The sequence below is a fragment of the Candidatus Borrarchaeum sp. genome (assembly GCF_019058535.1).
Lineage (GTDB): Archaea > Asgardarchaeota > Sifarchaeia > Borrarchaeales > Borrarchaeaceae > Borrarchaeum > Borrarchaeum weybense.
Map to the genome: position 1 here is coordinate 1 of NZ_JAHPYX010000192.1, position 16,766 is coordinate 16,766.

20 protein-coding genes are annotated in these 16,766 nt (G+C 37.7%); 6 read left to right on the forward strand and 14 right to left on the reverse strand.

The genetic code is table 11. The features are described 5' to 3' along the window. The first annotated feature begins 113 nt into the window (after positions 1 to 113). Positions 114 to 452 (forward strand): ferredoxin-thioredoxin reductase catalytic domain-containing protein, encoded by a 339-nt coding sequence (locus tag QVB70_RS11590; protein WP_287586339.1) that lies wholly within the window; start codon positions 114 to 116, stop codon positions 450 to 452. Between the two features lie 15 nt (positions 453 to 467). Here QVB70_RS11590 and QVB70_RS11595 read toward each other — a convergent pair whose 3' ends face one another. From QVB70_RS11595 to QVB70_RS11630, 8 genes are all read right to left on the reverse strand, one after another. Next, on the reverse strand, positions 468 to 836 hold the full coding sequence (locus tag QVB70_RS11595; RefSeq protein WP_287586341.1) for a thioredoxin family protein: 369 nt from the start codon (positions 834 to 836) through the stop codon (positions 468 to 470). Then, on the reverse strand, positions 829 to 1,176 hold the full coding sequence (locus QVB70_RS11600; RefSeq protein WP_287586343.1) for a thioredoxin family protein: 348 nt from the start codon (positions 1,174 to 1,176) through the stop codon (positions 829 to 831). Before QVB70_RS11600 ends, QVB70_RS11595 begins: the two co-directional genes overlap by 8 nt. After that, entirely contained in the window at positions 1,151 to 1,783 is a 633-nt protein-coding gene (locus tag QVB70_RS11605) for a Rab family GTPase (RefSeq protein WP_287586346.1), read from the reverse strand. Before QVB70_RS11605 ends, QVB70_RS11600 begins: the two co-directional genes overlap by 26 nt. Positions 1,784 to 1,943: 160 nt before the next feature. Then, positions 1,944 to 2,285 carry a hypothetical protein gene (locus QVB70_RS11610; RefSeq protein ID WP_287586348.1) on the reverse strand — a complete coding sequence of 114 codons (342 nt, stop codon included), beginning with the start codon at positions 2,283 to 2,285 and terminating at the stop codon, positions 1,944 to 1,946. Positions 2,286 to 2,577: 292 nt separating this feature from the next. Then, a complete protein-coding gene (locus QVB70_RS11615; protein WP_287586351.1) occupies positions 2,578 to 3,540 on the reverse strand; it encodes a vWA domain-containing protein in 963 nt (320 codons plus the stop codon). A gap of 149 nt (positions 3,541 to 3,689) precedes the next feature. Beyond that, positions 3,690 to 4,538 (reverse strand): MoxR family ATPase, encoded by an 849-nt coding sequence (locus tag QVB70_RS11620; protein ID WP_287586354.1) that lies wholly within the window; start codon positions 4,536 to 4,538, stop codon positions 3,690 to 3,692. A gap of 225 nt (positions 4,539 to 4,763) precedes the next feature. Beyond that, positions 4,764 to 5,294, reverse strand: a complete 531-nt coding sequence (gene tfe, locus QVB70_RS11625; RefSeq protein WP_287586461.1) for a transcription factor E — start codon at positions 5,292 to 5,294, stop codon at positions 4,764 to 4,766. A 562-nt stretch (positions 5,295 to 5,856) separates the two neighbouring features. After that, on the reverse strand, positions 5,857 to 6,399 hold the full coding sequence (locus QVB70_RS11630) for a tRNA (cytidine(56)-2'-O)-methyltransferase (protein WP_287586356.1): 543 nt from the start codon (positions 6,397 to 6,399) through the stop codon (positions 5,857 to 5,859). A 97-nt stretch (positions 6,400 to 6,496) separates the two neighbouring features. Between QVB70_RS11630 and QVB70_RS11635 the strand changes: the two genes are divergently transcribed. Further along, entirely contained in the window at positions 6,497 to 7,717 is a 1,221-nt protein-coding gene (locus QVB70_RS11635; protein ID WP_287586360.1) for a tRNA (guanine(10)-N(2))-dimethyltransferase, read from the forward strand. Positions 7,718 to 7,723: 6 nt separating this feature from the next. On the opposite strand, the gene QVB70_RS11640 is transcribed toward QVB70_RS11635, so the two are convergent. The 5 genes from QVB70_RS11640 to QVB70_RS11660 all read right to left on the reverse strand — a co-directional run bounded on the left by QVB70_RS11640 (position 7,724) and on the right by QVB70_RS11660 (position 12,080). Continuing rightward, the gene (locus tag QVB70_RS11640; RefSeq protein WP_287586362.1) at positions 7,724 to 8,635 is read right to left on the reverse strand and encodes a hypothetical protein; all 912 of its coding nucleotides are present in this window, start codon (positions 8,633 to 8,635) and stop codon (positions 7,724 to 7,726) included. After that, on the reverse strand, positions 8,616 to 9,221 hold the full coding sequence (locus tag QVB70_RS11645) for an RlmE family RNA methyltransferase (protein WP_287586364.1): 606 nt from the start codon (positions 9,219 to 9,221) through the stop codon (positions 8,616 to 8,618). The genes QVB70_RS11640 and QVB70_RS11645 overlap by 20 nt, the downstream gene beginning before the upstream one ends. A gap of 78 nt (positions 9,222 to 9,299) precedes the next feature. Continuing rightward, entirely contained in the window at positions 9,300 to 9,677 is a 378-nt protein-coding gene (locus tag QVB70_RS11650) for a hypothetical protein (protein ID WP_287586368.1), read from the reverse strand. A 258-nt stretch (positions 9,678 to 9,935) separates the two neighbouring features. Then, on the reverse strand, positions 9,936 to 10,625 hold the full coding sequence (locus QVB70_RS11655) for a V-type ATP synthase subunit D (RefSeq protein ID WP_287586371.1): 690 nt from the start codon (positions 10,623 to 10,625) through the stop codon (positions 9,936 to 9,938). Between the two features lie 60 nt (positions 10,626 to 10,685). Next, positions 10,686 to 12,080, reverse strand: coding sequence for a V-type ATP synthase subunit B (locus QVB70_RS11660; RefSeq protein WP_287586373.1), 1,395 nt, complete (start codon positions 12,078 to 12,080; stop codon positions 10,686 to 10,688). A gap of 117 nt (positions 12,081 to 12,197) precedes the next feature. Between QVB70_RS11660 and QVB70_RS11665 the strand changes: the two genes are divergently transcribed. From QVB70_RS11665 to QVB70_RS11680, 4 genes are all read left to right on the forward strand, one after another. Then, positions 12,198 to 12,680, forward strand: coding sequence for a PUA domain-containing protein (locus QVB70_RS11665; protein WP_287586375.1), 483 nt, complete (start codon positions 12,198 to 12,200; stop codon positions 12,678 to 12,680). 179 nt (positions 12,681 to 12,859) lie between these two features. After that, complete coding sequence (locus QVB70_RS11670; protein WP_287586378.1) at positions 12,860 to 13,234, forward strand: nascent polypeptide-associated complex protein; 375 nt, start codon at positions 12,860 to 12,862, stop codon at positions 13,232 to 13,234. 24 nt (positions 13,235 to 13,258) lie between these two features. Continuing rightward, positions 13,259 to 14,107: a class I SAM-dependent methyltransferase family protein gene (locus QVB70_RS11675; protein ID WP_287586379.1), complete on the forward strand. Its 849-nt coding sequence runs from the start codon at positions 13,259 to 13,261 to the stop codon at positions 14,105 to 14,107. Positions 14,108 to 14,133: 26 nt separating this feature from the next. Then, positions 14,134 to 15,327 (forward strand): CoA transferase, encoded by a 1,194-nt coding sequence (locus QVB70_RS11680; RefSeq protein ID WP_287586382.1) that lies wholly within the window; start codon positions 14,134 to 14,136, stop codon positions 15,325 to 15,327. 76 nt (positions 15,328 to 15,403) lie between these two features. On the opposite strand, the gene QVB70_RS11685 is transcribed toward QVB70_RS11680, so the two are convergent. Continuing rightward, entirely contained in the window at positions 15,404 to 16,588 is a 1,185-nt protein-coding gene (locus QVB70_RS11685) for a proteasome-activating nucleotidase (protein WP_342766564.1), read from the reverse strand. Between the last annotated feature and the right edge of the window lie 178 nt (positions 16,589 to 16,766).

Consider the following 16,766-nt stretch of genomic DNA (forward strand, 5'->3'; position numbering starts at 1 on the left):
AAAGTGCTTAGTTGGTTTTGACGAAACTGAATACTATTCAATTTTTGGCAAGTAATAAGCAACTAAAATAGATTTTTATTTAACACAAGTACATATTTTGAATGGTGAGTGTTTTGACTGTATCCCAAAAGGAAAAAAATATTGAAGATGCAAAACTATTTGCTAAAATGACTGCTAAACATCAAGGATGGGAGTTAAATCACGATAAAGAACTTAACGAGTTGCTCTTTGAAGGTCTAACTACTAATTGGAATCGATATGGATATTTTGCCTGTCCTTGTCGACTTGCCGATGGAGTTAGAGAAGAAGATAAGGATATTATCTGCCCTTGTGAGTATGCTAAACCTGATCTTGAAGAATATGGGCATTGTTATTGCGGTTTATATTTGACAAAAGAGTTTTTTGCGTCTGGCAAGCAATCTAAATATATCCCAGATCGCCGCCCTGAATAAGTCCCTTTTGTACGATTACTTGTTTGCCATTGTAAATTCTTCGACTGTTGGAAATTCAAAAGCTGATGCAAAATAAGTAGTTACTAGCTCCTCAAGGATCTCGGAGTCGTAGCTCCCACACACTCTCAAAAAGTCGGGAAAAATAACTGTTGGGCAGGCCACGATATCATGTTTCTCAGCTACCTCAGGCGTTTTTAAAACGTCTATTTTAATCATTTTTATTGGCAACATTTTCCTATCTATAACTTCCAAAAGACATTGTTCCATTTTAGGACAAGGGCCGCATAAGGGGGAGGTAAAAAAGAAAATCTCCAGAAATGAATCGTAGTTATTACTTGAATCATGATTATGGCTTTTGATTTTTTCTTCATGAATGTTAGACATGACTTACACCACCAATAGAAGTCATAGATGATTGATGTTTAAATTCTGAAGATGAGTAAAGCTTTACCAACTCGTCTAGCTCTTCTTCACAATTTCCATAGATTTTCATAAAATTTCGGAAAATTAGTGTAGGACATGCTACTATATTATGTTCTTCCGCTGCCTCAGGAGCTCTTAAAACATCTATTTTTGTTACTTTTATAGGCAATTCTCTTTGCTCAATTGCCTTTAGAAGTCGCCTCTCTAGTTTAGGTTGATGACTAGTAGGCGAAGTGAAGAACAGAATTTCTAGATTCGGATCTTGATTATGATTTTCATACTCTGCTAGATTGTTCGACATTTTTAACCCCACCAAAACTCATTTCTCGGGCGATAACTCGCCGAATTAACTCTTTAAAGACAAAATCCACGTTTTTTCCTGTTTTGGAACTTGTTGGTATGTATTCGTCGATTTCGTTTTGTATACAAAACTCTTTAATAATTTCTTCATCCAAAAGATTTGTATTGTCTGCTTTCGTTCCAACAAGAATTGTTACGGGATTTTCGGTATTCCCCCTGATAAGTTGTAGCCATTCCTTAACACTTAGTAACGTGGAAAAATCTGATAGGTCAAAGGCCAATAACACGCCACTGGCGCCGATACAATAATCCGGCAAAATGAATCTAAATCGTGGCTCGCCTCCAAAATCCCATATTTGAATTTTTATTTTATGCTCCTTGAAATCACAGGCTTGACTGAAAAAGTCTGAACCAACTGTTAAACTCATGCTTTCAATAAAGTCATTTGAGATGTATCTGTTTAGTAAACTTGTTTTACCTACTCCCCCGTCACCTGCGACAATTATTTTCATGCGATTATATTCCGTTTTCATTTTCGGACACTCTTCCAAAATAGTTTTCTCACCGTTTTCAATGCCAACGATGTTTAATGGGTTGTACAAAGACATTGTCGAAACTTTTTTCACCACCTAGTCAGAAGGGAACAGGAAAAACATCTTCTTTGTAGAAGAGAAAACGCTTTGTGTGATCTCTTTTATTCTCATCTATTTTTTTACTTAAATCATTCATTTCCATCTTGCTATCTCCTTTGATTCGTTCGTTTCCCAGTTATGAAGCGAGGAAAAGTGTTGTAGCATCGGATGTCAAAAGAGCTTTCTCATTTCTTTGCATCAAATCGAGGAGCTTCGTCCTGTCAAGGACTCCTGACAAGAAAGCCTCTACACCAACGAAAATATCTGCGATTGCTGTCATAAATTGCGAAAACAGTTGATAATCACGCGGTAGTACTTGTTTCGCATCTACGACTTCCCAGAACCTGTAGATGTATTCTTTTAACGGATTTAAAAGGTTTTTAAGATATATATCTGCATATTTTCCGTCTTCCTTGAAACCAACTTCCACGATTTTTCCAAACACGTTTTTAAGCACATCTTGTATATCCCATTCCATGCGCGTCACCCCAGCAAATTTTGATTTTTTGGTTGCCGCGATCGAAATTTTTTTGAAGAAAAAATTTTTTCATCGCGAAGCCAATCAAAAGAAGAAACGCATCAAACCTTGATAAATTCTGTCCCAATCTTTTGTTTTCTGTGCGGAGAAGATGCGTCTGCAATTCTTAACATTAATAGGTAATACGGTAATGTTCCCAAAATTGCATATTCATTTTACAAAATCACAAAAAGCCTATGACATGTTTATGAGTTTGGAAAAATTGAGTAAAAATCATAGAGCGAAAAAACAACTATACCTTTTTCAGCAGATTCATCAACACTCTTGGAATTTCGGAGTGTGAATGAACTTTTGCATAACGTCCTTTTCCAAATCTTGCCAGATCTTTACATATATGTTCTCCTTTTTTTCTGGCAGAGTTTTGGGAAGGCGACTGGATGACATGAAGTTTTTGGAAACTACGGGCAAATGGTCTGGGATCTCCTCCTTTATTGTATTCTCCGTCCGTTACAATAATGCCCCATTTTCGTGGATTCTGCCTTTTTTTCTCTAATTCTTTTAGTCCTTCTTTTAAAGCTGCTTCTATATTGGTGTATCCAGCGGGTTCCATGTCAAGAATTCCTTCAATCAACTCGGAAATTTCAGTATTCGCATCTATTTTTTTGATAGTATTTGCGTCATTATTGAAAATAATCACTGAATATTCATCCTTATGCATATGATGCGACAGTACTGCGACTGTAAGACACGCGTTTACCAGCTTTTCACCATACATCGACCCTGAGGTATCTAACATCAACACGCCTGTCTTTTTTCGTTCGGTTTTTTCTATGCCTACGATGTCGCTATATTTAAGATGTTCTGAATTCTGTTCCAAGAAGCGATCAATAGTTTCTTCCACAGAGAACTCAGACATTCCAGGCACATATATAGTATCCCTCTTTAGATCGCCTCTTAATCCCCGCCCACTTATCCGCATAGCGGATTTTATGATAAAATTTCGCGTTAATCTCCGAAAAATCGGGAGATATCCTTGAGAAAATGACTTCTTAAGGAGAAAGAATAACTCGGGAATGGCTTCTGAACTCTTCTGAATATTATTGGAAAATAATTCAACACCATCTTTAGAAGATAATGTATCAGCTACAGCTCGTTGACTGCACATTGAGAGCCCTAGAAGAGCAGAAAGATTCTCATTTTGAATGGCAGTTTCAGCAAGTCGAGAGATCGTGCTATAGGGAAGACCTTCTGCCAACTGAGAATAAGATTTTGGAGATTTTTTGGATCCGGCTGCAATTTCAGATTCTAAGATATCTTCTTTTGAGAAATTCCATGATGGAGAAAATTCTTTTTGTGATACATCATCAAGGACATCTGGTTGAAATGAAAATGTCCTCTCCTGTTCTAAAAATCCCCCAATACATATCCTACGATTTCTCGTATAACATCTTCAACCGATTTCTCTAATCCATCCTCAAGTTCGATCTTGGTTGCCAACGCCATAATTGCGCTGCTTACCCAATCTTCATACGTTGGGGAGTCATAAAATCGAATAATGTTTGCGAGATCAATAGCACCTCTAACTGAGGACCCTCGTCGAAGGTCAGCATAACCTCTTGTAGTACGCACAATTGCGACTACTTTTTTGATGGTATCTTCATCTTCACATTGGGATTGGAGTTTCACAATTCGTCTTTCTTCCTCTTCATCTTGGAAATCTAATTTGACCCATACAAATCGGTCTCTTAGAGCTTCACAAAGAGAAGTTGTGCCAATAAATTCTTCAGGATTTTGAGTAGCAATTATCTGAAAACCGTTTTCTCCTGTAACTGTTCCAAGTTTGGGAATAATGATTTGCCGTTCATCAAGAGCAGGTAAAAGCACGTTTTGCGTGCCCTCTGGAAGTCTATTAGCCTCATTAATAAATAAAATTGCGCCAGCCTGCATAGCTTCAGTTAAAGGACCAGGCACAAAAGAATTCCACGTCCATCCTTCTTTAACAACTAATGGAGGGTCGAATATACCAGTCAATTTCGTTTCTGTAAAACGTTCGTCACCATCGACCCTCAGGAAGTCTTTGTTAAAATGTGATGCCACAGCTTTTGCTAAAGTTGTTTTTCCAACTCCAACTGACCCTTCAATAAGAGCATGTTGTCCAGCAAGATGAGCTATGACCACTTTCTTGAGTTCATGCTCTCTTCCAACGATATCATAATTGGTTTGGATCTCTTGGGCTATTTCGTTAACATTCATTTTTCTATTTCACCTAAGCTGTATGAAATTCATATTGTCATAAAATTCTTACAATTTTGGTTATTGTAGTCGAGTTCCAAATGTTTGTAACGGAACTGATTAAAAACATTTTGCATTATTCGAAAAGCGTTTCTTAGTATCCAATTCTTCCCTGAAAAGAAACGTACCTGATTTAAAATACAAAAGAAACTATCTTATGCCTGTATTTAACAAAGATTTAATTAACTAAGAAGCTGAAGTACCATTCTCAATTGTGCGTCTTAATTTCAGCAGTTTTTCCTCAAGTGTCGATACTATTTGTTCGTTTTGTTGATGGTTTAGCACTCCACCACAAGTTGGACATTTAAATGAATTTTCTACAGCTTGATTGAATGTACAGCGAGGGCAAGTTGGTGTCGAGCATTCAAAAAACATGTTCATTTGCTCGTATGAGAGCCGATCTTCAAGTATTTTTAGCACTTGTCTCTTTCGTTTCAGTAACAGTTCTTTTACGCGGTCAGGAACCAATTTCCAATAATATACGAACCATCCAGTATTCTGATCTCGCGTTCTCCTATACGCAGCTAACTGATTATCATACAATTTATAGAGGATTTTCCTTACAACGTTTAATCTGAGTTCAGTTTCTGAAGCAATTTCTTCATCTGTTATTTCTTGTTCTTCAGATAAGATCTCAATTATCTGGAGTGCGTCATTGCCTCCGATCTCTTCTACGAAGGTATTAAGTATATCTTGGTGCTTTGTCTCTTGCTGGATCTTCGATTCCTCCTAGAAGCGGTAGCTAAACCGCCTTTTTTTCTGGACGTCAATGAACGCCATGTAGCTTTCCTTGAAATACCCCCATCTCATAGTATACGATGTTAAAGTTTAAATGTCTTTTATTAGGAGTAATCGCACTATTGTAATGATCTATTAGGACAATTATGGATTCTCATATCTTTAGTTGTGTGTTAATAACCACGATTTTGGGAGAATAGCAACTTAGATCAAGAAATTCTATGTATCCAGAGTTTTGCTTAATAGAAAAAATCTGACATAATAGTGGTAAATAGTAAGAAGTTCACAGAAATAAGATCTTATAGCGCGTTCTAGAAAAAAAATTCCGTCAATGCCTGAAAAGGTAGTCAATCATATTTATTAAAACGCAGGTAGCGACATGTTTCCTTGCAGATAAGAGCAATTTGCTTTTTTCAATTGAACAAATGATCGCTTTTATTTCACTACATTTTGATATAGTGATATTTTTTATTATACTGGTTCAATATTCTTTAAAAAACACGATGTTTCTTAAAGTTCAGCGAGTATAACTTTACCTTTGTCAAGAATTGCACTCCATCACGCGTTTACCTCGTGCAGTCGGAATTATTTTTAATTTAGCCCCCTTAAATTGTATACTTCCCCTAACAGCGTTTCCTTCGAATAATCGATCCAAAAAAATGCAAAGGGCTGCGATTTCAGAATGTGGCTGGTTCGTAACAGCAACATTATACTCCGATATCTGGTAAATCTCTCCGGGTACCTTTTCTGAACCTACAATGATTAGTTTTTTCTTTGGTGATTGCTTTATCCCTTCGATAACTTCAGGAAGTGGAAGCCCATACATCGTTAAATGAATAACCTCTCCTCCCTTAGTTTGCCATCTTTCAATTATATCACTCCATGAGCCCCCCATTTCAACAAAGAATGGTCCTCCGAATCGTTCTACTACTCCCTCTATATTAACTTTAAGTTCTTTATCAGTTGTATCGAAGAATATCCCATCCGCTCCAAATGCTCTGGCAACAAGCGCGGTATGTGTGCTAACTCGCTTATCACGTGCGGGACGATGACCATATCGTAAAATTGCGACTTCTTTCGACAAATTTATCCCTTCCAACAGAATATTAGGATCAGTCTAATAATATTTTTAAGTTATTCATTCTAAGTTAAACAAATGCAAACAAAAGTGTGAAACCTGGATGACGCCTGTTAGTAAAGGAGAAAGAATATCATTTCCATTACGTAAAATTACTGAAGGAAGAGTCTCTTTCTATATACCAGATACCGCAGAAAAGGATACAAATTTTGTAAAGACACCTGTTTTTTATAATCCATTAATGGAATTGAATAGGGACATATCACTACTAGCAGTTCAGGTGTTTCAACAAGAAGAAAAACAACGCCAAATTCGGTTCTGTGAACCATTAACAGGTTGTGGAGTCCGAGGTATTCGAATTGCATTAGAAATTCCTGATGTTCAACAAATACATCTTAATGATAAAAACAAGTCTGCATACGAACTGACAAGAGAGAATATAAGAGAAAATGAATTGCAAGATAAAGTTACTGTATCAAACGAAGATGCGAACCTCTTTCTTGATAAGCAAACTTCAAGCGGAAATCGATTTGACGTTATTGATATCGACCCCTTCGGATCTCCTGTAACGTTCATTGATTCTTCCGTCCGTGCACTTAGAAAAAAAAATAGTTTATTGTGTGCTACAGCAACTGATATGGCTCCTCTTTGTGGTGTCTATCCAAACGTTAGCCTTAGAAAATACGGAGGATACTCCTTAAAGACAAAATATTGCCATGAAATCGCTGTTAGACTATTAGCAGGATGTATTGTAAGGACCGCCGCTCGATTTAGCATGGGCACCAAAGTGAGATTCGTCCATAGTACAGATCACTATATTCGAGTTTATGTGGAGACAGATCATGGTGATACAAAAGCAAATATCTCTTTGCAGGAATTGGGTTATGTGTTACATTGTTTTTCATGTAGTTATAGAGAGCTTGTTAGAGGAATGTCTACTCATCTCGTTCAGTTTTGTCCTAATTGCAATTCAGTTTTATCAATTGGTGGGCCTTTATTCGCGGGGGAATTATTCGATAAATCGTTTTGTGAAAGAATAAAAAGTGAAGCTGAGAAAAGAAAGTTTGATGATGCAAAAAAACGTGTTACACGCCTTTTAGATAGGGTTATTGAAGAAGCAGACGGTCCTCCTCTATATTATGATGTTCATTCATTATGCGACGAATTATCCATTCGAGTTCCAAAAATAGAGCACGTAATGAGCGATTTAGAGAAAAATGGTTTTAAAGTAACAAGAACGCATTTCAAGCCTACTGCGCTTCGTACTGATGCAGGTGTAGAAGATGTTAAAGGTGTATTAATGAAATGTGTGAAAATCGAATGAGGCCTGTCAGTGAAGTAACTTAAGAAGTTCTTCACTAATTTCTTTAGCTTTTGAAATATCCTTTGCAAGATCAATAGTATTTCTTAAAGTAAGTGAATCAAAAGTGATTTCCTTAATATCTTCTCGGTTGTCTTGTACAAGATCTTTTAGAGGGCTTAGTTTTTGATGTGATAGAAAGAAAATCGGAAATAATTTTTGCCCGACTTCAAACCCATTTTGTGTGGCTAATTCTATAAACCTTTTATCAGCTTCTTTTTGATCCATTTTTTCTTTATTCCAAACAAGACGTGCTATTATAGAGACACGATCACCCGTAGTTTGAAGCCTTGGTTGAAGCAGTGCCATCTCTGATGATTTGGCGCTTTCTACAAGTTTTCCCCATCTCTCAACATGATAAGGGATGTAAATCACCCAATCTCCTGTAAATTTCAGTTCTACTTCAATTTGGGGAGTTTGAAAAATTGCGACTCCGCGTGAAAGATTAATTCGCGTTAATCGAAAATTATCTTCTGTTAAAATATTCGCATGTTTTTCACATCGAAGGGGAAAATCATGACCCGATGGGATTTTAAAAAAGAAGTGTAGCATAACTGATTGAAACCCCCAGATCACTCTAGAAATTTGAGATGCAGGAGTCTCTTGAATTTCCAACATTTGTCGTGCATTACAACGTGGGAATGTATGCTGACAATAACGGATATAATTAATACGAAGATCTAGTTTTTGATTTATTTGTTCTAATTTACTTCGAATTCGTTCGTGGTCCTCAAAAAAAAGATTTCTACACAAACCAACTAGCAAAGAAAGGTCTACAAGATCACTAGATTTGCGTTCATAAATAATTATATCGTCTAAGGCTCGCTGATAGAAATCAGAGTATACCTTTGCCTTGACATTCTCAAGAATATTTGGGGTCATAGTAACGACCAACTACATATATTTCAGAACTTCTTTTTCTCGAAGCATCAGGCTTGCTTATCAAGACTTTCTCAAAGATTTTTTTCATTTTATCAATGAACTCTTTAAAAAACTCTCCTTGAAAAACCTTAACGATGAAGTTACCTCCCCTAATGAGAAAATGGTTACACAGCCCTAATGATATCTCAGCTAGATATATTTGGCGGGCATGATCGATCTCCCAGTTTCCGCTTACATTAGGGCTACAATCAGAGGTTATTACATTAAAGCTAGTGTTATATTCTTTAATTTCAGTTATAGTATTTTCGTCCGTGATATCACCTAAAATTAACTTCACCTGGGGAATCGGAGTTATAGGCTGTAAATCAACCCCTACAACTATTCCCTCACCCACAAGGTCTTTAATCGCTTTTAGCCAACCACCTGGAGCGGACCCTAAATCTAAAACACTGTCGCCTTGCTTTATTAACTGGAATTTGTTATTTAACTGAATGATTTTAAAAGCAGCTCTTGAGCGGAGATTCTCTTTTTTAGCTTTTTTGTAATAAAAATCCTTTTTTCTTTCGTTTAACCACCGTTTACCCATCTATAAATGCTCCTCAATTAATTCATAGTTTAATGATAAAAAATACCTCTGTTTATATCCCCTTCCCTTATTGAACATCTATGACGATGCATTATTCAAAGAAGTTTTCGCGAGTTTTAGAAGCCAGTGATCCAAACGGACACAAAAAACGGGCGATATTGATTGTAGATCTCCACATCTCGCCAAATCACCGCAAGTGAAACAGGGACATCCCCCAAGAGTATTTTCAGATCCAATTTTCGAGGTACTTGAGGTTTTTGCAATAAGTCTGAAGCTCCATCTTCCATCCACAAGTTCCTTTTTTCTGTTAATTAGGCCTTTTTTTTCTAAGCGTACAGCTAGTCTTGAACCTTCTCGGCTTGTAGTTTCCAGCTTTTTCCAAAGATCAGACTGCAAAATACCTTGCACTCCTGTATTAAGAATGATCTTCATTGCATTATCTTCTAAAGTTGTCACTCTTGTCTTTCTCCTAAACTCCAGTATCATTGATTTATTGTATCATTTCATTTCTTGTATTGGTTCAACTGCATATATAATGGAGATCTAATTATTCTCAAATATTCTTAAACTCAATTCTATGTAGTATGTAAGTTCTAACATTTAAAGTATTGTTAATTAGGTAATGCGCGGCATTTTTTATTCTAAAAAATAAAGGGTTTCATGTGTTTGCCTTGCAGTGATCTGATTTTAATTGATCTTCTAAAAGAAAGTTCTTTATAAATCTAGCATATTGTTGGCTTCTTCTTTGCTTTTATCCTGGCTTCCCTTCTTCTCTAACAACCTCTTGATATGTCTCATCCTAACAAAAGATTCCCTTTCACGTTCTTCTAGGTACTGTTCAATGAAATTGATTGTTGTTGCAAGACGCGGGATAATTACATAATTCAAGGCATTAACCCGACGTTTAGTGCTGATAATCTCATCGGCTAACCGTTCCATTGTTGCGATGACTTGGGCGTAGTTGCAGATCTTTTCAAGTATCTTCTGGAAAAGGGTCACTGATTCGTCTAGCGTTGTCGGTGTGTCTATAAATCCGTAAAAGGGTGTTGTTTCATTACCTTCACGTTTTTTCTCAAGATGTAAAACAGGGACCCGGACTCCCATTAGATTTCTTGTTTCGGCTTCTATTTTGAACAAAGATGGTGCTATTGCAGAGATTTCTTTGAGCCTCATCGCCCCTAAAACCATTTTGGTTTCTTTTAACGAGGTAAATGCTCTTGAAACCATTTCAGAGAGTTCTGTTCGTACTGTTTTAACGTCTTCTAGAATCGCAAAGAACTCCATAATAAGGGCATCCATTTTTTCACTCAAAAGTCCGTGACCTTTCACGGCAAGTGACTGTCTGTCTTTTAAAGACAATAATTCCATTCTTGTGGGTCGGACGCCCGCCATAAGTTCACTCATTTACTTTTCCTCCGTGATCCTCATATAAAGGAAAGAATATTAGTAAAGAATATCTTATTCTTACTGCGCGCGATATGAAGGATGCCATTTTTTAATTGTATCAGGGTCGATCCTTTTGAGTTCTTTTTCGGGTAATTTTGTAAGAAGTTCCCAGCCAATATCCAATGTCTCATCGATTGAGCGATCCTCATCCATCCGTTGGCTTGTGAATTCTCGTTCGAAGCGCTCACTGAACTCTAAGTATCTTTTATCTCTCTCTGTAAGCGCCTCTTCTCCTACTACTGCTACAAGTTCTCGCAGATCTCTTCCTTCAGAGTAACCATAGTACAACTGGTCGGCAACTTCTCTGTGGTCTTCACGTGTTAGTCCTTTTCCAATACCTTCTTTCATCAAGCGTGATAGTGAAGGTAAGACGTCGATTGGTGGATAGATCCCGCGTCGATGCAATCCCCTATCGATGTAAATTTGTCCTTCGGTTATATAACCGCTTAGGTCGGGTATGGGGTGTGTTATATCATCCGAAGGCATTGTAAGGATCGGCATCTGTGTGATTGTACCCTTTCTTCCTGTAATTCTTCCTGCCCTCTCATAAATGCTTGCAAGGTCGGTGTAAAGGTAACCTGGATAACCCCTTCTAGCCGGTACTTCTTCTCGGGCAGCAGAAATTTCCCGTAGGGATTCGCAATAGTTCGTCATATCTGTAAGAATAACCAAAACCTGATAATCTTGTTCATACGCGAGATACTCTGCACAAGTTAGTGCTACGCGTGGTGTAATTATACGCTCGACAGCAGGATCATCAGCCAGATTCAGAAAGAGAGTAACACGTTCTAGCGCACCTGTCTCCTCAAAGTCTCTACGGAAGTAAGCTGCCTCTTCATAAGTAATACCCATGGCAGCGAAAACGATAGCAAACTCTTCCGCCTCTCCTAAAACCTTAGCTTGCCGTGCAATTTGAGCGGCGATATAATTGTGTGGAAGCCCTGCACCTGAGAAAAGTGGCAGTTTTTGTCCACGAACGAGTGTATTTAATCCGTCTATTGTAGAAATGCCTGTTTGGATAAACTCTCTTGGATAAGTTCGCGCTTCTGGGTTAATTGGAGCGCCTGTAATGTCGAAATGGTCATCAGGAATAATCTTCGGACCACGATCTATCGGTTCTCCACTTCCATCAAAAACACGTCCTAATATATCGGCAGAGACAGGAAGTTTGAGTGTTTCACCAAGAAATCTTACTGACGTTGCCGATGTGTCCAAGCCAGATGTACCTTCAAAAACCTGAACTACGGCAAGGCTCTCTGTTACTTCAAGTACTTGTCCTCTTCTTCTTTCACCAGAAGGTGTTTCTACTTCAACAATTTCTGCATATCCTACACCTGACACGCCTTCAACAAAAAGAAGTGGACCTGTAACTTCGCTAGAAGTTCTATATTCCTTCATAGTATCATAAGTCATAATAATTACCTCATTGATGAAATTTAATTCATGGACTTTTGTCAAGTGTATTTTTCTTTTAAAATTTTGCTAATTATTAATAATATTCCTCACATCTATTTCAGAAGGTTGAATTGAATGGACCTAGAATCGTGGGAAAAACTTAGGAAAATCCAAGGGATTGCCAACTACCAATTTGGGGAAAATATCGGAGACCTGTTATTCCCTTCAGAGGTAGTTATAGCACTTTCACCAAGTACAAAGCGGATTCGTCATGTTTACTTGAATGATGAACTGCTTGCAACATTACGCCCTAAAGATGGACTTTTTGCTTTGACCATAACCGGAGCGCAACAAATTCTTGAAAAAACAAGAGGAGATATCCGCTTTAAGGTTCAAGTCAATGATGAATCTGTTCCGTTTGTTAGAAAAGGCAGAAATGTATTTGCAAAACATGTAATCTATACAAGTCCTGATGTTCGTCCTAAGTCTGAAGTGATTGTAGTAGATAGTCTTAATAACCTTCTTGCTGTTGGAAAAAGTGTATTATCTGGAAATGAAATGCTCGCCTTTCAAAAAGGGATAGCAGTAAAAGTAAGGCGAGGTATTGGTGAAAAATGATATAATATTTACTTATATTAATGCCTAATGATAACTTACACATCTCATGATTAAATTATAATAAGGGTATAGGATACCGTCGGTTGTCGTCTCCTGAAACCAGAACTTTGTCTTATCACCATTTTTTTATATAGTTCAACCTACATATAACTCAAAAATTTTCTAAGGAGAACGAAAAAATGGTCAAAAAAGGGAAGAAGATTTCTCCAAGACAAATGAAGCGTATGATGAAACAAATGGGTCTAAAAGAAATAGAAGATGTACAAGAAGTCATCATCCGGACTTTGGAGAAAGAACTAGTAATAAAAGAACCTCAAGTCACTGTTATGACACAAGCGGGACAAAAACTCTGGCAAGTAGTAGGGCAGAGTGCAGAAGAAAGACCACTTTCTGGTGAAGTAGAAGACGAAGCTGTAGCAGTGATTCCAGAAGAGGATGTTCATTTAGTAGCCCAGCAATCAGGAGTTGATGTCGAAACAGCACGTGCTGCGCTTGTAGATGCTGGTGGTGATTTAGCGAAAGCCATACTTGCTTTGAAAACTCAATCATTATGATAACACGAGGTGCGTAAAAATCATATGGTAAGTGTTAACTCGCTTCATCAAAAGTGCCGAGACACTATCCCTGAAGAACTCCTCCCATATCTACCTCGCAGATGGTTTATTTTAGGACATGTGCTTCTTTTTCAACTTCATCCCAAGTTAGATCCATGGAAAGAAATGATTGGTAAATTTTTATTAGATGTAGATCATAGACCTGTAAGAACCGCGATCATGCAGATTGGAACCATATCTGGCGATTTCCGAATACCTCAATACAAATTTGTTTATGGAGATCCGCACACTGAAACCATACACAAAGAAGTGGGCTGTATTTTCAAACTTGATCCAACAAAAATAATGTTTTCTCCTGGAAACACTGAAGAACGCCAACGATTGCCGGGATTTGTCCAAGAGAATGATGTGGTCGTAGATTTTTTTGCTTGTGTTGGACAATGGTCGATTCCTATAGGGAAACATAGCAAACCAAAAAAAGTCTATTCAATCGAACTCAACGAACTTGCTTTTTCATATTTGTGTGAAAATATTCAACTTAACAAACTTGAGGATCAAATTATTCCTCTATTAGGAGACTGCAATGAAATAGCACCTGAAAAATGTGCTGATCATGTGATTCTAGGCTACTTGTTTAATACAGATAAATACCTGCAAAAAGGCATCAATGCATTAAGATCAAAAAAGGGTGGATGGATACACTATCATGAGACTCTACCTCACCATGAGTTCCCCTATTTGTCTATTAAAAAAATAAAAACAGCGAGTGAAGCACTTGGATTCGAAATAAAGGAAAAAAAAGTAAGACTCATAAAAGATTATGCCCCGGGCATCGTTCATGGAAGAGTTTCAGCTTATCTAAAGCCTTTATAGAATGAACTCTATGTAATGTTGTTTATATGACATTACCTCTAGAAGGAATCAGAGTCCTTGATTTATCACGACTTCTACCAGGACCATTTGCTACTATGTTATTAGCTGATTTTGGAGCTGAAGTGATAAAAATTGAGGATCCGATTCAAGGAGATTATATGCGCTGGTGGCCACCATTTTACACTAAAGATACAAACAAAGAGAGCGCAGCCTTTCTTCATCTGAACCGAAATAAGAAGTCTATCATTCTTGATTTAAAGGATCCAGAAGGGCAGGAGATTTTCTATAGATTAGCCGAGAAATCTGACGTGGTTCTTGAGAGTTTTAGACCAGGGGTTGTGAAAAAACTTCAGATAGATTATGATACAATAAGTAGAGTTAACTCCCAGATTATATACTGCTCATTGTCAGGATATGGTCAGACCGGACCATACAGAGACCTACCAGGCCACGATGTGAATTATCTAGGAGTTGCAGGGGTTGCAAGTTTAACAGGAGAGCCAGATCAACCAAAATTAATTGGTGTGCAAGTGGCAGATATTGGTGCTGGAAGTTTAAATACGGTCTTAGCAATTTTAATGAGTATAATTGCACGTAACAAAACAGGACGAGGGCAATATATTGACGTTTCAATGCTTGATGGAGCGATGACTTGGTTAGCGTTTGCGTTTCCTCGTTTTTGGGCATCAAAGGAAATTCCCATGAGAGGTGATGACTTGCTTACGGGCGGGCGTCCGGGATATGGAATTTATAAGGCTAAAGATAATAAATTTGTGGCAGTTGGAGCATTAGAAAAAAAGTTTTGGAGAAACCTTTGCACCACAATCAAACGAGAAGATTTACTTGAGCCAGCTGATATGGAAAAAAAAGAAATTAGTGAAATCCTAAAAAAAGTCATATTGACCAAAACCAGAGATGAATGGTTTGAACTATCAAAACAGACCGATATTTGCATTTCACCAGTCTATGAATTAGACGAGATAATGGCGGATCCACAAGTTCAAGCACGTGAAATGATTGTAGATTTTAAAGATGAGCGCTTTGGCAACATTAAGTACATAGGTATGCCATTCAAGCTTTCAGAAACGCCTGGCAATATAAGAACCAGAGCGCCAGGGTATGGGGAACACACTGAAGAGATTTTAAGATCTCTTAATTATTCAACGCAGGAAATTGAAACACTTCGCAAAAAAGAAGTGATTAGTCCTAAATATAAATAACGGAAAGTTTCGATTCAGAAATAATCAATGCAACAAAAAATAGGTGCTAAAAAATAGTGCAGAATAACCCTACGAACTAGGCGTAGAACTGCGCTTTTCTTTCATCCGCTCTGCTTTTGCCTAAAACTTTCTCAATAGCATTTTCGAAATCTTCTACTGTAGCTAGAATTGACTCATCCTCATCTTCAGGATTTGCAATTATTCGACGAATTGCAAACATTCCTGCTTCTGTGCAAATATTTTTTATGTCTGCTCCAGATGCACCCTCACTTGAATTCATCAACCGAGTAAAATCAATTTCAGAATCTAATTTCATATTACTGGAATGAATTTTGTAAATTGACGCCATAGCTTCCCTATCTGGCAAAGGAACCTCAATAATCCGATCAAAGCGACCAGGTCGAAGAAGCGCTGGATCTAGTATATCTGGACGATTGGTTGCAGCGACAAGTTTAACATCCCCACGAGGATCAAATCCATCCATAGCACTTAGTAATTGCATAAGTGTCCTTTGTACTTCTCTATCACCGCTTGTAGCGATTTCCAGTCTCTTTCCACCAATAGCGTCAAGTTCATCAATGAAAACAATACTTGGTGATTTTTCTCGTGCGAAAGTGAATATTTCACGCACTAATCGCGCTCCTTCTCCAATATACTTCTGAACTAATTCAGATCCAATAACGCGAATAAATTTCGCTGAAGTCTCGTGGGCAACAGCACGAGCAAGTAGTGTCTTACCAGTTCCTGGTGGTCCGTAAAGGAGAAGTCCTTTCGGTGGCTCAATGCCCACTTGTTCAAAAAGTTCTGGTCTTAACATGGGTAACTCAACAATTTCACGTATTTCTTTAATTTGGTCAGAAAGTCCTCCTATATCTTGATAAGTAACCTGTGGTGATTCTTCTACTTCCATTCCACGAACCATAGGATCCATGACAGGAGGCAAAATTTCAACTATTGACATCGAACGTTGGTTAAGAGCAACACGTGCTGAATTTGTAACCGTAGAAGGGTCAAGAGAGGGTGAAACTTGAACCACGAAGTGAGGACCCGTAGTACTCTTCACAATAACGCGCTTATCTTGTAAGACATCAATAATGCTACCAGCTAAAAGTGGAGGTGCGCGTAATTGCTCAAGCTCAGTGTGCAATGTTTGAAGTTCGCGTTCTAGTTTTGTCTTATCAGTTTTGAGTATTTGTTTTTCGGTCTCAAGCGTTCTAATTCTTTGCTCAAAGTGTTTCATCATTCCCGTTTTTCTATCCATTTTCGAGACTAGTTCCTCAAGTTCGCGCTCTAGTTTGATTTTATCAGCCTTAAGTATCTCTCTTTCGGTCTCTATCATACGAATTCTATTTTCAAGTGTTCTTATCACATCACTTGCAAATTCTTCTCTGTCGTTTGATGATCCTGTACCTTCGTTCATTAAGTTCCCTCAGTTCACT

What these genes read in the sequence shown, in the direction of transcription:
- QVB70_RS11595 (WP_287586341.1), bottom strand. Translation starts at nt 836, where the DNA reads ATGTCTAACATTCATGAAGAAAAAATCAAAAGCCATAATCATGATTCA.
- QVB70_RS11600 (WP_287586343.1), bottom strand. Translation starts at nt 1,176, where the DNA reads ATGTCGAACAATCTAGCAGAGTATGAAAATCATAATCAAGATCCGAAT.
- QVB70_RS11605 (WP_287586346.1), bottom strand. Translation starts at nt 1,783, where the DNA reads ATGTCTTTGTACAACCCATTAAACATCGTTGGCATTGAAAACGGTGAG.
- QVB70_RS11610 (WP_287586348.1), bottom strand. Translation starts at nt 2,285, where the DNA reads ATGGAATGGGATATACAAGATGTGCTTAAAAACGTGTTTGGAAAAATC.
- QVB70_RS11620 (WP_287586354.1), bottom strand. Translation starts at nt 4,538, where the DNA reads ATGAATGTTAACGAAATAGCCCAAGAGATCCAAACCAATTATGATATC.
- QVB70_RS11635 (WP_287586360.1), top strand. Translation starts at nt 6,497, where the DNA reads ATGACGCCTGTTAGTAAAGGAGAAAGAATATCATTTCCATTACGTAAA.
- QVB70_RS11640 (WP_287586362.1), bottom strand. Translation starts at nt 8,635, where the DNA reads ATGACCCCAAATATTCTTGAGAATGTCAAGGCAAAGGTATACTCTGAT.
- QVB70_RS11645 (WP_287586364.1), bottom strand. Translation starts at nt 9,221, where the DNA reads ATGGGTAAACGGTGGTTAAACGAAAGAAAAAAGGATTTTTATTACAAA.
- QVB70_RS11655 (WP_287586371.1), bottom strand. Translation starts at nt 10,625, where the DNA reads ATGAGTGAACTTATGGCGGGCGTCCGACCCACAAGAATGGAATTATTG.
- QVB70_RS11660 (WP_287586373.1), bottom strand. Translation starts at nt 12,080, where the DNA reads ATGACTTATGATACTATGAAGGAATATAGAACTTCTAGCGAAGTTACA.
- QVB70_RS11665 (WP_287586375.1), top strand. Translation starts at nt 12,198, where the DNA reads ATGGACCTAGAATCGTGGGAAAAACTTAGGAAAATCCAAGGGATTGCC.
- QVB70_RS11670 (WP_287586378.1), top strand. Translation starts at nt 12,860, where the DNA reads ATGGTCAAAAAAGGGAAGAAGATTTCTCCAAGACAAATGAAGCGTATG.
- QVB70_RS11675 (WP_287586379.1), top strand. Translation starts at nt 13,259, where the DNA reads ATGGTAAGTGTTAACTCGCTTCATCAAAAGTGCCGAGACACTATCCCT.
- QVB70_RS11680 (WP_287586382.1), top strand. Translation starts at nt 14,134, where the DNA reads ATGACATTACCTCTAGAAGGAATCAGAGTCCTTGATTTATCACGACTT.
- QVB70_RS11685 (WP_342766564.1), bottom strand. Translation starts at nt 16,588, where the DNA reads ATGGATAGAAAAACGGGAATGATGAAACACTTTGAGCAAAGAATTAGA.